Below are 14765 nucleotides of genomic sequence, written 5' to 3'. Positions count from 1 at the left end.
CGACCCTATTTTCATTACGTACAGATGCGCTTTTTTGACTCGTGCAATTCTACCCGTGCCAAAGCTCATTGCGCTGTCGCCGTTATCACTCGCTCACCGTCTCAGCTGGGGGCGCGGTTGTCGACTACAACAGAACTGCCTTTGCCACAGAGTGTCTTTAACGATGTCATTTAAAAATCTGATCTGAAGGACATTCGGTTTGACGCCAAACGAGCCCTTGCCGCTTACGGTACCGACCGCCATCCCGATTTATTTGTTGCGGATACGCAAACGTCGGAGTAGCGGCTACCCCTCATTCCTTCACGGTCGGCGGCGTCCTCTGCCCGCACAGATGTGAGCTATCTCACAGCCCGACCCTGGGCCTGTCCTCAAGAATCGACTGGGAGACTGCATGCAACGGGTGTTGATTGGGACCGCCGTAATTCTGCTGGCCGCCGGTTCGGGCTTTGTATTTGAGGTCTCCGCTAAAGCCAATCCCTCGCAGGCCGATGTGATCCCTGCCTACCTCAAGCCTATTGCTATGGACGAAACTGGCCGAGCAGCATTGCAGCCCCTCACGATAGACGTACCCATCAACGGCACAATCTACCCGCCGGACCTCATCCCGCCCCAGTTTGCCTGGCGCGATAGCAACCCCGCAACCACCGTCTGGCGCATCCAAATTTTCTTCGGCGAGAAAACGCGTCCCATCCAAGTCTGGTCTGATGGTGAAAAGCTACAAATCGGTCCCGTCGACGAATCACTCACAGGTTACGTTCCGCCTACACTCACGCCTGAACAGGCCGCCGACCACACCTGGCGCCCCGACCCCAAGACTTGGGAAGAGATCAAGAAGCGCTCGGTATCGCAATCTGCCAAGGTCATCATCACGGGTTTTGCCAATCGTCAATCTATCGATCCCCTGACGCGCGCCGAAGCGGCAATCTCGACGTCCAGGGATCCTGTCGGCGCTCCCATCTTCTACCGCGATGTTCCGCTGATTCCGCCGGACCCCGATACAGAGCAGCGCGGCGTCATCAAACCGCTACCCGATTCCGTCCTACCCAAAATCAAGTGGCAGCTCCGCTACGTCAATCAGACCGAGAGTAAGGTCATGATGACGAATCTGCCCACCTGCGGGAATTGCCACTCCTTCTCGCGCGATGGCAAAACCATGGGTATCGATGTCGATGGCCCGGCCAACGACAAGGGTCTTTACGCTCTGATCCCCCTCAAGAAAAACAGCACCATCTCCAGCGACTACCTTCTGCGCTGGAGTTCCTTCTCAGAGGAGCACTCGCAAAAACGGTTCGGCTTTATGAGCCAGGTCTCGCCAGACGGCAAATACGTCGTCAATTCCATCGACGTGCCTCACGCTCACGGCACGCGGGTGATCGATCGCCTGTATAACGGATTTTATGAGAACTACGGCTTCGGCCAGGTCTTCTACCCAACGCGCGGTGTGCTTGCGTGGTACAGCAAGGAGACGGGCAAACTTCAGCCTCTGCCCGGTGCCGACGATCCCAACTACGTGCAAACATCCGCCTTCTGGACGCCTGATGGCAAGTACCTCATCTATTCTCGCGCCGCCGCCCGCGATCCTTACCCGGCAGGATACAAGCGCTCAACCTACGCCAACGATCCCAATGAAACCCAAATCCAATACGACCTCTATAGGATCCCATTCAACGACGGCAAGGGCGGAACTCCCGAGCGTATAGTTGGCGCGTCAGAAAACGGAATGAGCAACAACTTCCCGAAGGCCTCGCCGGACGGAAAATGGATCATCTTCGTGCAGTGCAAGAACGGCCTTCTGATGCGCCCCGACAGCAGGCTTTTTATTGTTCCTTTTGAGGGCGGTGAGGCGCGGCCCCTCGAGTCAAACCTGGCACGGATGAACTCGTGGCATACCTTCAATCCCAACGGCCATTGGCTCGCCTTCTCGTCAAAAAGCCCCTCTCTCTATACGCACCTTTACCTAACCCACATCGACGAACGAGGCCACGCCAGCCCGCCTGTCGTCGTTGAAAATGCCACCGCCGCCAATCGCGCTGTAAACATCCCGGAGTTTGTGAATCTCGGTCCCGAGGGTCTCGATCACATCGACACCCCTGCCATCGACTTCTATCGCGAGTTCGACCTTGCCCAGCAACTGCAGGACGCACACAAATACGCTGATGCGATTCCCGCATGGAAGGTCGCTGCCGAAAAAGATCCCACAGACGCACGTCCCTGGAACAACATGGGCGTCGCGCTCGCCGCCAGCGGCAAAGCCATCGATGCCATCGCCGCCTATGAAAAATCGATCGCGATGAATAGCGACAGTTCCCAGACCCACAACAATCTTGGGAGTGCACTTGCCGAGGCTGGCAGGCTAGATGAAGCCAAAATACAAATCGAGAAGGCCATCGCGCTCGATGGAGACAACGGGGCTGCCCACGTGAACCTTGGACACTTGCTTGAAGTGACCGGGCATCGCGAAGAAGCTTTGCAAGAGCTGACGCAAGGCCTTCAGGCGGCTCCTAAGAACGCGGACGGACACAACATATATGGCGTCATTCTGGCACGAGAAGGCAAGATGAACGACGCGATCGCCGAACTCCAGCTAGCGGTTAAGCTGGCGCCCAACTCGGCCGAATGCCGCTACAATCTAGGCCGAGCATTCGCCGCCACCGAACGATTTTCTGAAGCAGTTCCGCAGTTGGAAGCGGCAGCGAAACTCACTGGCAATCGTGAACCAGCCGTCCTGCAAATGCTCGGCGCCATGTACTCCGAAATCGGCAACTATCCACAAGCCTTGACCACCGCGCAGCAAGCCTTGGAGATTGCCGACAAGCAGCAAAACCTTGAGCTGGCGAAGGTTCTCCGCGACGACGTTGCCCGGTATCAACAAAAGGCCGCCGGCCAGGTAACCGGGCCGAACGGTCCTGCCCGGCAATGATTGGTAAATCGCAAGAGAGAACCGGGGTTAAATTCGCAGTCCGGATCCCGGCAATGACGAACGTACCCACACCCGCCATCGAACTCAGCGGCAAAGCGGATTTCACACGGTAACATCCTTCCTTAGGACCAACCGTCGCGTGGATCGGGAGCTGGAGAACGTCTTGAGATGATCCTTCTAAAACTGTGCTTTCTGCCGTTAAAACCTTCCTTCACTGCGGAGACAGCGTGACTTTTTTAAAACAAGTGTTTGAGAAGCTTGCGCCAGCGATGAAAAGAGCTGAGCGAAAGTCCGCTCACGGGTTCGTGGCCCTCCATGGGGCTGGTTCCGACACTCGACAGCACGAAGTTAAAGACATCAGTTCGACCGGGCTTTACCTTCTGACGAAAGAACGTTGGCTGCCGGGCGAAGTGGTTTCGCTCACTCTGCAGATGACAAGTTCGTTAGTGGAAACATCGGAGCGGCGCATCAAGCTGCAGGCCAAGGTGGTTCGGTGGGGAGACGACGGCGTCGGCTTGTCGTTCGTTTTGCCGGATGACCCCGACGCTCTGCCATGGAAGTCGCTGCTTCAGACTGCGGCTGAGCAATCCGAACCAAACGGCGTTCTGGACCTTGCACGCCTCGCCAAGGCTTTTGCCTTCCTCAGTAGAATTTGTCCCGACGCCGCGGAAGACGTCATGGATTTGATCCACGGTGGCCTCACCAAAACAAGAATGGCGAATGCCGCGGAGATCATGCTCAGGGCAGAAACTCTGCTTCCGCGCGATACAGACGACACCAGGCTTTTCGCCCGGCCCCGCACTGTCACCAAGATTCTCGAAGACGGTTCGTGGGCCGAAGAAGATTGGATACAGCATATGTGGGGGGGGCTTTTGGCCACGTCTTGCAGCAAAGAAAAGCCGGACGATTCTAACAAGTCCTTCGTCGATCTTTTCAGCAAGCTGGCAGCTGTCCATGTGCGGATCTTTAGATATGCGTGTTTAAGAGCTACAAACATCATCTCCATTGCGGGCCCACTTTCGCCGGCACCAGTTATTTGCATGCGGGAAGAGATCATGGAAGTCGCCGGCTCGCGGGAACTCCTCTGCATCGAACGAGACATTCAACATCTTCGCGAGCTCGGAGTACTAGAAGCGACTTCGGCGTCAGCGACGCATTCCGACCACTATGAAGTAAACATTACGCCCAGCAACCTTGGCGTACATCTCTACGCGCGCTGCAAAGGTCTGCAGGATGGAATTTAAGTCGAAGAACAGCAGATTTTCAGCAACGTGGATGACGCAAGATGGACCAGTCTGCGAGCGGTAAAAGTCTGTTTCGCCTGATATTGTCCTGCCAATAGCTTGGTGGACGCGGAAGGAATCGAATTATCAATCTAACGTATTTTCAACAATATGCAGGTCGGCGGATGACATCTAAGACCTCGAAGAGCAGTCGTAATCCGATAAACAGAGCGCAGATCGAGCGCACCTTCAACCAACGGATGTTAACCGAACAGTAACTGACGGGTGGGCGGTAATTCGCTCGGAACCCCTCCGTGCAGTATCCTGTGGTCCACTAACGACAAGTTGAGGGTCGGAGAGAAAAGGTATCCGGTGCAGATACTTCGTAAGATCATGGCCTGGATCTTCGCGATTGAGTGTTTCTTCTTCGCGAGCGTGGTCTGGATCACTCACTACCCGCCACAATACGGACAGCCTTTCATCCTCGGCGGCGACGCTTCGCCATTGCTTACGGTCGTTGAAGTCTGCGCGTTTTATTTCATTGTCATATTCGCGCTTGGCGTCGCGTGGTGGACGACTTGGAAAGAAAAAGCATCGGCCCGGATTTGGGGAATTACCGCAAGCATCGTCAGCCTGTTTTGGTACCAGGATCCAAGCTACTGGTATCAAATCCACCGACAAGGTGTTTGGGTTCACTGGGCCATCTGTCTGCTAGGGTTGATTGCTTTCATTGCGCCGCAGCCCGAAAGGCGAGCGACGGACGCGAGGCGCGACCGCCTCGGTGACGATCTACCGAATGCCGGAATCTGTTATGCATGGGGAGTTGTTTTTCCGGTTGTGTACCTATTCACCCGAGCGCGCAATCGGCAGAATGCGTTTTTGCGCTTCCATTGCATTCAGTGCCTGATCCTCTTTGCGCTCGGGGGACTGTGCAACGTGTCGCGAAAAGGATGGCTGGGCGACGTTTCTGGCGTGGCATTTCTGGTGATTTTTGTTTGCTACTTCATCGCCCTATCCCAAGCGGCACAGCATAAGCAATTTCGCCTTCCGTTGATCAGTATGCTTGCAGAGCGTCTCACATAAAGATCGAGACGTCCTCAAAACTCAACCCTAAGACACTCTTGTAAGCGTATCGTGGACAATCCGGAAGTTACCATCTGATCACCCCTCCCTGCAGAGCTGCGAACGTCCCGAACAGAACCCTCGCAGCTACGGCACAGTGTTTCACCTCAAGAAGAGTGAGCCGATGCATAGTGGTCCTGCGCAGATTTGAAGTTCTGGAACTTCTGGTTCTGCCTCCCAGTTAGTTGCATCTCGCCAGCCGTGTTCCGATCAGTCCAATAGTGCCCTTCAAGCATCTTCTTTGGGGTTTCGACAACTCGCAGCCAGACGGCGCCGAAATGTATCTGGCTATGATTGCGATCCTGGTAGCGCGGCTCATTTCGATAAACGCCGCTGACGCAGTAGAGGCCGTCGGCCGAGCAGACTATTTCGGTACCCACCAAATGGGAGCTCGACTCCTTCGTCATCAACCGAAGACTCATATTCAGCAACGTTTGACGAATGACCACATATCCTTCAATCGGCGCAATGGACGCACCAGTTTCGTCCTTCCAATTTGAGTGAAGTTCTGCGCGCCAGGTCCCGTCAATAACCGGCCGCTTCACGAGCCAACCATGCAGGAAGGGTAGCTTCCAAAGCCATAGCTCGAATGCAATGCTCAGCAGGACAACAATGCTTGTGACGGTTGACACCGGCCGCAGCAGGTTTGATGACAGCTGTTGACCGCCAACTAGCAGAATCACCGCCCAAACGGCCACTCCCGTGTAGATTATCGCCTTGACGTAATTTGCCATTTACTTGAAGCCTATGTAATTCCACGCAGCGTGCAAGAAGCTGTTGACCTGCGCTCTGGTCCATGGCTGACCAGGCCTGATCAGATACTTCAGTCCGTTAACTTCACGCCAAGCGTCGCACATTTCATCCGTGAGAGTTGCGTTCCAGAGGTGAACGATCGCTGCGCGTACATCGGCGCGATATTCGATTGACCCAAAACTGCCGTCGGGCACATTGAATATCAGACACTCGATCAGATATGACGGGATTGCCTCTGCGACAGAGTGACCGTTGCTCACCATCTCATTTCGCAGGCACTTGAATATGCGTACCAGTGCCTTGAACCGGCGGCTTGTTGCGTTGTTCTTAATCACACCGTTGTCGTAATTCTGCCTCGGCCAGTTGATGATGGCCTGACCATTGTCCGGAATAAGCTCGGTACCGGACGCGACACGATAATCTTCTGCTGTTCCGAAGTACCGCCTGTATTCAAAGCATGGAACGACATCTGCGTCGATGCGATAGCTGTTCGCATGTATGTCGAAAGCTTTGTTGCCTCGGCGGAAGGAGTCAGCGTTGAAATAGGATCTGATCGCGGATCCTACATCGTTCTTAAACTCGACATACGAATAGAGGGAGTCCACAAGGCCCAGGGCGGAACTGTTCAATCCAGGGCATTGAGCATAATCAGAGAACCAAGCACCCTTATACAGGACGCAAACATCAACATCGCTGTCTTGGCGGACATTCGTTCGATTTGCATAGGAGCCCTGCACGAAGACCTCGATGTTCTTGGAACAGAGCTTCGTGTCTGCATTGATAGCTTTACGGACTGCTAGCAAGGCACGTTCACATTTCTCCTGGTCTGTAGCCGACGGTGCACATCCCCAAGTCCCAAACACGTTTTCCCAGTTGCGGTTTGAAGAGGGTAGTGTGGCCATGTTAGCTCCTTCGTAACTACTTCTCCTGCTCTTAACTCCCCCCAACGCAATGGTTTAGCGCGCAGTAATCTTCGGCGTGACCCGTTTGCCTGGCCCAATTCAGAGCGAAGTAGCATTTCCCCACTTGTAATATACAACATCTACACCACAAGTGCAATATATGGTACCCATACAAGTCTGCACCCCATATATGGGGTCTCCCTCCCTGATGCGGCTGTTAGTGCACGAACCAGACCAAATCCCGGCCGTTGCTGACCGGGGCTTTCGTCTGGCCCAGGGTAATTAGCAAGTTGACCTTAGCCGTTATTAACCAACAACATCGAAAGGAAACCACACAATGAACCAACACTCATCAAGGCCCTCTTACGACAATGACATCCCCGCATCTTTACGACGCGGGAAGAAGGAGCCATCCAAAATGGTTGCACTTCGCCTTCCGCTTTCCTGGTGGAACGAACTGAGCGCTCTAGCGCGAGAGTACGACCAGGACGTGTCGACATTCTTGCGAGAGGCGACAGAAGACTGGCTTCGCCGAGCTCGCAAGGTCCAAGAGGCCGACTCGCAAGCGAGACACGACGTTCGACCGCGGTAACACTCGCGGATACGGATTAGTTTTACCGCATTGCGATGCTCTAGGCCGCTTTTGTGGCCAGTCTAGGGTATTCGACTAATACCGCGACGACTCAAGTTCACCTATTCTGCCATCAGTACGCAGGTATTCGGGCAGCTTCAGTAAAGTTCCGGTCCAGGTTCAGCACGTTATGAACGTTCCGGAGTAGTCGTCACACCGAAAACCCCGTTTCTCAAATTGACCGGCCCGCCACTGCATGCGTTGCGTGCAAACGCCCGACGTGTGTCTGGCAGCCAAAGAAGGAAATGAAGATGGACAACTTGGAAGATGCACAATACCCGATGCTCGAGGCAATTCTGGAGATCCAGCAATTGCCTCTTCAACCGATGTATACCAACCGCGACGTCGCAAAGATCTTCAAGGTCTGCGTTCGCGCTATTCAGAACTGGATCTCCGCGGGGCGCTTGACCCCGCGGGATCTCCCTGGCCGGTGGAAGTTCTTTCCGCAAGATCTCGAAGAGTTCCTTCGGAATAGCCCTAGAGGGCGGCGGTGAGCTAGCGCCTTAACGCGTCTGGAAGCGCACCATTCTTCGCTGCACTTCTATATATCGAAAGTTGCTGCGCGCATTGCTTATTGCGACCTAAAGCATCTTTCTCTGACGCAAAGCTTCGCGTTTTATACGCAATTTCGAGACGACTAACTATCACTTTGAACCAAAGGAAATGCATATATGACAGATCAAAACATTCAGGATGGCGCGCCAATTGCGTCAGCTCTTCCGCCAACTTCGCGAAACCACCTACCTATCGCACGGACAGTCGAGACACTCGCAGACCTGCTCACCGCAATTGGAAACAATCCACCATCGTATTTCCAAATGCTTAGATCGACCGTCGCGCGGATTGTATCGTTTCAGCTGCGGCCGGCGGATCAAATCACTCTCGATGCAATCTATGTGAGTCGTGAGGGTTTTCGACCATTCCTCGAAAAGAACAAATACAAGGAAAACTCTATTCGAGCGTACGTCAACTATCTGCGCATTCTTCTTGAGGCAGCTGAGGCCTTGGGCTGGAAACCGCTGGCCCGCATATCCGAACAGTGGCAAGACGTCCTCAATCGAGCATCCCACGTTGGGTGCTTTGGAATTGCCAAATGGCTCTCTCAGAAGAAGACGAATCCCAGTGATGTGACACCAGCAGATACTGATTGCTGGCTCGCGTTGAAGATTCAACAAGGGACAACCTATAGAACTGCGAAGTCACGAGTAAACAAGCTCTGGCGCATTCTCGCCGACCGCGGATATAACAAAAATGCTCCGGCTGTTTATCTAAACCGCGAAAAGTACGGCATCTCTCTCTACGCCTTCCCAACGATGCTCCGAAGCGAGGTCACTGAACTGCTTCGATGGAAGTGTTCCGAATATGAGCCTGACCGTCCCAAGCGGGCCAAGATCCGCAAGGTTTCAGCTCTTCGTCTTCAGCATTCGTTCAGCACCCTGTACGGGTACGTCGTAAATATCCGCAAGACCCCTGGCATCGCTTCGTTGGCAGCACTCTTGCAAAGGCACCTAGTCAGCGACTATGTCACCTGGAGCTTGAACGAACGCAAGAAGCAAGGCGCTTCGTTTGTCACCCAGATTGCCGCGATACAAGCGGCTGTATCGAATCATCCAGCATACAAATCCCTCGATTGGACGTGGCTTAAACAGATTCAGGAAGGCATCCCATGCGATTCCATTGAGGAAGTGAAGAAAAGAAAAGCACAGAAATACCTCGATTACAGCGTGGTGGACAAAATTCCTGAGAAGATCCGCGCAATTCGTGGACAAAACTCAAAGACCAGCAAGTTGGCTGCTGCTTTGTTGGTCTTGGAGGAACTGTTGATCAAATGGCTTTTAATCCTTCCTTGGCGTCAACGCAACATACGTGAATGTCGCATTGGGGGACCGAATCCGAATCTATTCAAAGGGAAAATTCCTCCTTTCAGCCTCATTGACAAGCCTGGGTGGGCGACTGAAGAAGAGGCACGTAATCCAGATGCCGAGTTCTGGCAGTTCCGGTTTAGTAAGGAGGAAACAAAGACTGGAGTCTTTGTTCATGCGCTCGTTCCGCGTCCCCTTATTGGGCGACTTCAGGAGTACTTGACAGAGTATAGGCCGTCAATTCTCAATGGCGGCGAATGCGACACGCTTTTCGTGTCCTCAGTTGGAACTCCGATGTCGGCCGAGTACGTTGGGAGTCTGATTTCAGACATCACCCTCAGGTACGGTGGCCGTCGGGTAACGCCCCACTTGTTCCGCGACATTGTTGCATTCGCATGGTTAAAGGCACACCCGAAAGATTATCTGACTTTGTCGAAGATGCTCTGGCATAAGAACGTTTCCACGACGATTAACTACTACGGCAGTCGGTTCAACGAGGCTAGCGGTTGCGTTGCGATGGAAACATGGATCGAAGAACGGGAAGCGAGGACAAATGGGTTGCGTTGAACACGAATGGCTCACCGCGATTGAGGCCGCTCAATATTTGAAAATAAAGCCGCGCACGCTGCTGCAATGGGCTCGGGAAAAAAGAATACCTGCGCATCGGCAATCCGGGATACGGCGCCGGGTCTGGAGATTCCGTAAGTGGGAGTTGGATGCTATCCTGTGCCCGTCATCCGCTGACACTGCTGACGGGAGGCAGCAATGAGAGTACAGCGACACACGAGTGGGTCTGTGCGCTACGACAAACGGCGCAAGACCTGGAACTACCTCTGGTATGACGGCTTAATTCGCAGATCAAAACGAATCGGAACGAAGCGGGAGTTTCCAACCAAAGCAGCCGCTTGGATGGAAGTTGACCACCTTCAGATCCAACAACAGAAACCGCAGCACGGAGACACAGTGCGCAGCGTGATTGTGCGATACGAAGCAGAACGAATGCCCTCACGTCCTTCCACGGCGCGGGTGTATCGCTGCTGTTTGAAGAATCACATACTCCCGAAGTGGGGAGATTCGCTGATTCAGGATATACAGCCTCGCCCGGTTGAACTGTGGCTTCGTGAATTACCACTTTCGCCAAAGTCCAAGACGCATGTACGGTCACTGATGCACGGACTCTTGGAATACGCGATGTGGTCCGGAATCCTAGACATCAGCCGCAATCCAATCTCTCTAGTTCGGAATATAGGTGCAACAAGGACAGTGCGAAAAGCAAGGAGTCTGACAGTTGAGCAGTTCCAAGCTCTACTGACAGAGCTGCAGGAGCCATTTGCAACGATGGCTCTGCTCTCCGTGTGCCTCGGCCTTCGCATCAGTGAGGCACTTGGGCTCCGATGGTCAGACGTAAATTGGATCGCTTCACGGCTGAGCGTCCAGCGCGGCATCGTGAATCAAATTGTCGGAGATGTGAAAACAAGAGGATCCGCCAAGACATTCGATGTTGCGGTTGAATTGCTGGATCGCCTGAAGTCCTGCAGGCAGCATTCTGATTTCTCAGCAGCGGAAGACTGGGTCTTTGCCAGTCCGTTCAAACTCGGCAGACTGCCCTACTCCTACACGGGCACACGGCAAGAACTTGAACGGGCGTCAAAGGCTGCTGGAATTGGGCATATCAGTTCGCACGTATTTCGTCACACCTACCGTTCCTGGCTTGATGCAGTGAAAACGCCGATAGCAGTCCAACAGAAGATGATGAGGCATCAGGACATCCGCACGACAATGAACATCTACGGAGACGTTGTCACGGATGAGATGAGCACGGCCGGTTTGAGAGTTGCTGAGCTTGCATTCCAGTTCAACGGAGCGCAAGCAGAGCGCGAGACCAGCTAAGTTCGTGATTTGATGGTGGACGCGGAAGGAATCGAACCTTCAACCTGTCGGTTAAGAGTTGCAGGAGAGCCAATTTACGCCAATGACTGCGGTTGACTCTGGAGTGAGCGGAACCCTGTGTTTATTCGGGTTTCGCGCACCATGCGATTGCTCTCGTTTACATCGAGTTGCTGCCCAGGGTCCCCGGTATTTTCCCCGGTATGCTCTCTGGCATATCCCAAGACATATATGTTGTTATCCGATGTCAACCATTGTCGTGTTTGGCCCCAGGCTGTGACGCCTCTTGAGCTCACTCGAGCGCCGGAGTTAGATGTATCGCGCAGGCTGTGACGCGGACAGTACTTTCGAATGACCAGCACCCGCCACGGTTCGGCCACCAAGCAGCCGTGAGCCGTACAATTCGAGCGGAATCCAGACGGCAGGAGACTCTTTGTGTCATCTTCAGTTCAGCTAATCAATGGGGTTCAATCTGAACCCAAGCCCTTAAGAGGCGTCCGAGGGTGGTTGGCAGTCTGGTGTTTCGGTGCGATCGCATTCCACTTGATTGACTTTTCTGGTACATGGTTGATCGAAGGGGGCACCCGTCAATCCGTTGCGGTAGAGGTTTTTGTTAGCGGCTTGTCTGCGTTCGGAGTGTTCGCAGCGGTTTGCGTACTCCTGGCAAAGCCCTATGCTTTGAAACTGGTCTTTCTCAACTTTCTGCAATGGGGTGCGGTCCTTGTTCTAGTCTTTCCGGTAGCCTTTCTAACCATTAGCCCCGGTGCAACGCTGGACTGGAAGCCGATTGCAGGGTTCGTAGTTTTCCTCGGCGTACCTTGGATCGTATGGTTTCGCTATTTCAAAGTCTCCAAGCGAGTGCTCGCAACGTTCGGCAGAAACATGTAAGCGAATTGAATGCGATTTGCGGCCATGGGCTGCTCAGCCGGACCGGGGGTTAGTTGTCTGGGATTGGGTGCGCGTGAAGGCAGTGATGCCTTTTGCCCGATTACGCAGGGCCGGAAAAATTGCACTCTCATGGTGGTGGTGGAAGTGTCCGGTTGCCCAGGCATGCAGGACGATCAAGGGGCTGGCCCGCGCGCAGGTTTGTGCGCTGCTGCCGCTATGCGGCGCTCCGGTGTGCCTCAAAGTGTCGTACTCTATCGGGATGATGGTCTCGGAGTTGCTCAGGGCATGGCGTCATCACGAGGAGATGAGCGTGCGGGACGCTGCCGATCGCATCGGCATCCCGTGGAGCACCTATGCGCGTGTCGAGAAGGGCTACCCAATGAGCGGTGAGACTTGGACCGCGATCCTTCTGTGGATGCTGGGAAGTTGAATCGCTCACGTACTCCAAAACATGGATATGTACTAGTTAAGGTAACTATTGACGTGACTGACCAAATCGAAAGCTAGAGAATGTGTCAGCAGCGTAGTTAACTAAGTGGTAATCTCCATGTCCTTAAGACAAAATGGCACTATGATACTGGCAACTGAGGTGCATTGTGATCCTGAACATCGCTCTAGGAATCGTGCTAGGGGTCGTCCTACTCTACGTGCTCTTGGCTGTTCTAGGGGTTGGATTAGTCTTTCTGGAAAAGCTTAGAGAAGCGATTGCCGAATTTGGCGTTCGGCTGTTTCGCCGAGAAAAGAAAGCGTCGGTAACGTACAGCACGGCTGTCCCTCCTGTAACACAGGTGGTCGGCAACGAAGAAGTTTTAGATGGGCCGTACGCGCAGTGGTCCAACATGGAACCGACCGAGAAACAGATCGCGCTTTGTAAGCGGTATGGCATCAATATACCGTCCGGGGCTACACGGCAGGAGCTAAGCGCAGCGCTGGACCAACACTTTGTGAGCAGAATGGCACGTTGAAAAACAATAGAATGGACGCGATGAAAATCGCAGATGGAATTCTCTCTTGTAATTTGGCGCTCAGTATAACGTGCTAGGATGGCAGCAAATAGAAAAAGCCCTCGACTGGCATCAAGGGCTGATCTGATTTGCATGGACACCCAAATCGTACGCTGGAGTGTGTCTAAATGCAACCTGTACCTATATCCACTCTCCGCTCTCAACTTTCCGAATCGATTCATCAAATTGCGCTCGCCCGACACGCAATAAGGGCTCAACTTCTTCATCGATTCTCTTGCGCCATGCCTCCATGTTGTCATCAAAAGTTGGATCTAAAGCGCGAACGGTTCCGAGTAGGGAAGCAACCTCGGCGGAAGTCCTGATATTAGCTTCCGACTCTCCCCTCATAACGGTTAGCACGTATACAAACAGTGCGCGGATGCGTTGTTTCTCCTCTTCAGTCACGAGTCCTCCGCTTTGTTTTAGGATTGCGCTATGATAACGCCATGAAGCAGACGGCGAATCCAAGACCAGAGATGCTCGAAGGCCCACAAGCCTTTGAACGTTTTCAGAGCGCAGTCAAGGTGGCTCTGACGGTCCCGAAGAGTGCTATTCCTGAGCCGTTCGGCCACTCAAAGCGTAAAAAGAAAAAGCCAGTCTCAGACTCCGCATTTCGTTTTGATTTGTAGCAGAGTTCATGCAAACAACAACTATGATGCACGGGTGTTTCGTGATTCCATCAGTTTTTGGCCCGAAGGAAAATACACGTCTCCACCAATGCGAGTACTTTACAAAATCGTTTCTGAAAAAGAAGTCAACGAACCCTTGCACTGATGCCCCTTTCGCTTTCCGACCCTCATTCGCTTCCTCATGACTGCATTGTTTTTGTCACCTATGGGACATCGTTTTCATTACCTTCGACGATGTTTCTCGGAGGATCGTAGACTTTATGGCAGCATTTTCTCCCGCTCAGTGGGTTTGTTTGCTGTATCACAAGTCGAAAGGCGGTACCGAGTGCTTTCGGATAAAGAGAAGTTCGACGTGTTGGGCGAGTTCAAGCGAGTCCAGGCCGATATAGAAGAGTGGGAGCGGAAGAACCAAGTGAAGGAAAAGGCAGAGCGGTGCCGTGAGGCCGCTGAGCAGGGTGATGCCGAGGCGCAGTTCCACCTTGGTGAGCGGTACAAGTGGGGCGTAGGAGTCCCGCAGGATCACGCGGAAGCCTATTTCTGGTTCGAAATTGCTGAGGCGGGCTTACAAGACACGGCGTCTGCGAAGGCGGCCACCGAGGCGCGGGACCAAGCCGCCTCTTATCTGTCGCCGGTCGAACTGTCCAGCGTACAGGAGCGGGCGCGGAAATGGTTTGAGGATCATCCGTCCAAAATCCACAAGCCGCGGGGGTTCTCCGAGTGTCCGACCATTGAGGACCGGCGATAGTAATGAAGAAAGCCCCGCTGCTGGGCGGGGCTTTCGCGGGACATTTGTTTTTTCTGGATGCACACAGATCATAGCAGAGGTGCGCCCAATGGCTGTAAGCAAACTCCATACATCTTCGCCGGTTTCGGAACTTGGTGACCGGCCTCGCATTTTAAGGGGAGCCAGCGCCAACGCTGAATCTCGTCGCAACGCTCTTGGT

14 protein-coding genes are annotated in these 14765 nt (G+C 53.6%); 11 read left to right on the top strand and 3 right to left on the bottom strand.

Features of this window, described 5'->3' with window-relative positions; translation table 11 throughout:
• Positions 1 to 391 precede the first annotated feature (391 nt).
• From P8935_RS12240 to P8935_RS12230, 3 genes are all read left to right on the top strand, one after another.
• Positions 392 to 2920, top strand: coding sequence for a tetratricopeptide repeat protein (locus P8935_RS12240; RefSeq protein WP_348265288.1), 2529 nt, complete (start codon positions 392 to 394; stop codon positions 2918 to 2920).
• Between the two features lie 227 nt (positions 2921 to 3147).
• Complete coding sequence (locus P8935_RS12235; RefSeq protein ID WP_348265287.1) at positions 3148 to 4164, top strand: PilZ domain-containing protein; 1017 nt, start codon at positions 3148 to 3150, stop codon at positions 4162 to 4164.
• A 351-nt stretch (positions 4165 to 4515) separates the two neighbouring features.
• On the top strand, positions 4516 to 5226 hold the full coding sequence (locus P8935_RS12230; RefSeq protein WP_348265286.1) for a hypothetical protein: 711 nt from the start codon (positions 4516 to 4518) through the stop codon (positions 5224 to 5226).
• A gap of 146 nt (positions 5227 to 5372) precedes the next feature.
• On the opposite strand, the gene P8935_RS12225 is transcribed toward P8935_RS12230, so the two are convergent.
• Both P8935_RS12225 and P8935_RS12220 read right to left on the bottom strand, forming a co-directional pair.
• Positions 5373 to 5999: a hypothetical protein gene (locus P8935_RS12225; RefSeq protein WP_348265285.1), complete on the bottom strand. Its 627-nt coding sequence runs from the start codon at positions 5997 to 5999 to the stop codon at positions 5373 to 5375.
• Positions 6000 to 6920 carry a nucleotidyltransferase gene (locus tag P8935_RS12220; protein WP_348265284.1) on the bottom strand — a complete coding sequence of 307 codons (921 nt, stop codon included), beginning with the start codon at positions 6918 to 6920 and terminating at the stop codon, positions 6000 to 6002. It abuts the gene before it with no gap.
• 882 nt (positions 6921 to 7802) lie between these two features.
• Here P8935_RS12220 and P8935_RS12215 point away from each other — a divergent pair.
• From P8935_RS12215 to P8935_RS12190, 6 genes are all read left to right on the top strand, one after another.
• On the top strand, positions 7803 to 8045 hold the full coding sequence (locus tag P8935_RS12215) for a helix-turn-helix domain-containing protein (protein WP_348265283.1): 243 nt from the start codon (positions 7803 to 7805) through the stop codon (positions 8043 to 8045).
• 177 nt (positions 8046 to 8222) lie between these two features.
• Positions 8223 to 9980, top strand: coding sequence for a tyrosine-type recombinase/integrase (locus P8935_RS12210; protein ID WP_348265282.1), 1758 nt, complete (start codon positions 8223 to 8225; stop codon positions 9978 to 9980).
• 198 nt (positions 9981 to 10178) lie between these two features.
• A complete protein-coding gene (locus P8935_RS12205; RefSeq protein WP_348265281.1) occupies positions 10179 to 11303 on the top strand; it encodes a tyrosine-type recombinase/integrase in 1125 nt (374 codons plus the stop codon).
• 504 nt (positions 11304 to 11807) lie between these two features.
• Positions 11808 to 12188: a hypothetical protein gene (locus P8935_RS12200; RefSeq protein WP_348265280.1), complete on the top strand. Its 381-nt coding sequence runs from the start codon at positions 11808 to 11810 to the stop codon at positions 12186 to 12188.
• Positions 12189 to 12273: 85 nt separating this feature from the next.
• Positions 12274 to 12618 carry a helix-turn-helix transcriptional regulator gene (locus P8935_RS12195; RefSeq protein ID WP_348265279.1) on the top strand — a complete coding sequence of 115 codons (345 nt, stop codon included), beginning with the start codon at positions 12274 to 12276 and terminating at the stop codon, positions 12616 to 12618.
• A gap of 166 nt (positions 12619 to 12784) precedes the next feature.
• Positions 12785 to 13153 carry a hypothetical protein gene (locus P8935_RS12190; RefSeq protein WP_348265278.1) on the top strand — a complete coding sequence of 123 codons (369 nt, stop codon included), beginning with the start codon at positions 12785 to 12787 and terminating at the stop codon, positions 13151 to 13153.
• Between the two features lie 180 nt (positions 13154 to 13333).
• On the opposite strand, the gene P8935_RS12185 is transcribed toward P8935_RS12190, so the two are convergent.
• The gene (locus P8935_RS12185; protein ID WP_348265277.1) at positions 13334 to 13597 is read right to left on the bottom strand and encodes a hypothetical protein; all 264 of its coding nucleotides are present in this window, start codon (positions 13595 to 13597) and stop codon (positions 13334 to 13336) included.
• A 41-nt stretch (positions 13598 to 13638) separates the two neighbouring features.
• Here P8935_RS12185 and P8935_RS12180 point away from each other — a divergent pair, with 41 nt between their 5' ends.
• Both P8935_RS12180 and P8935_RS12175 read left to right on the top strand, forming a co-directional pair.
• On the top strand, positions 13639 to 13821 hold the full coding sequence (locus P8935_RS12180) for a hypothetical protein (protein WP_348265276.1): 183 nt from the start codon (positions 13639 to 13641) through the stop codon (positions 13819 to 13821).
• Between the two features lie 325 nt (positions 13822 to 14146).
• Complete coding sequence (locus P8935_RS12175) at positions 14147 to 14566, top strand: hypothetical protein (RefSeq protein ID WP_348265275.1); 420 nt, start codon at positions 14147 to 14149, stop codon at positions 14564 to 14566.
• Positions 14567 to 14765: the final 199 nt, after the last annotated feature.

Source organism: Telmatobacter sp. DSM 110680 (genome assembly GCF_039994875.1).
Lineage (GTDB): Bacteria > Acidobacteriota > Terriglobia > Terriglobales > Acidobacteriaceae > Telmatobacter.
The sequence above is the reverse complement of the archived record's forward strand: the minus strand, read 5'-3'. Positions and strand labels throughout refer to the sequence as shown.

Excerpts from the sequence above, each read along its gene's own strand:
- P8935_RS12240 (WP_348265288.1), top strand. The coding sequence starts at position 392 with ATGCAACGGGTGTTGATTGGGACCGCCGTAATTCTGCTGGCCGCCGGT.
- P8935_RS12225 (WP_348265285.1), bottom strand. The coding sequence starts at position 5,999 with ATGGCAAATTACGTCAAGGCGATAATCTACACGGGAGTGGCCGTTTGG.
- P8935_RS12220 (WP_348265284.1), bottom strand. The coding sequence starts at position 6,920 with ATGGCCACACTACCCTCTTCAAACCGCAACTGGGAAAACGTGTTTGGG.
- P8935_RS12215 (WP_348265283.1), top strand. The coding sequence starts at position 7,803 with ATGGACAACTTGGAAGATGCACAATACCCGATGCTCGAGGCAATTCTG.
- P8935_RS12210 (WP_348265282.1), top strand. The coding sequence starts at position 8,223 with ATGACAGATCAAAACATTCAGGATGGCGCGCCAATTGCGTCAGCTCTT.
- P8935_RS12205 (WP_348265281.1), top strand. The coding sequence starts at position 10,179 with ATGAGAGTACAGCGACACACGAGTGGGTCTGTGCGCTACGACAAACGG.
- P8935_RS12195 (WP_348265279.1), top strand. The coding sequence starts at position 12,274 with ATGCCTTTTGCCCGATTACGCAGGGCCGGAAAAATTGCACTCTCATGG.
- P8935_RS12180 (WP_348265276.1), top strand. The coding sequence starts at position 13,639 with ATGAAGCAGACGGCGAATCCAAGACCAGAGATGCTCGAAGGCCCACAA.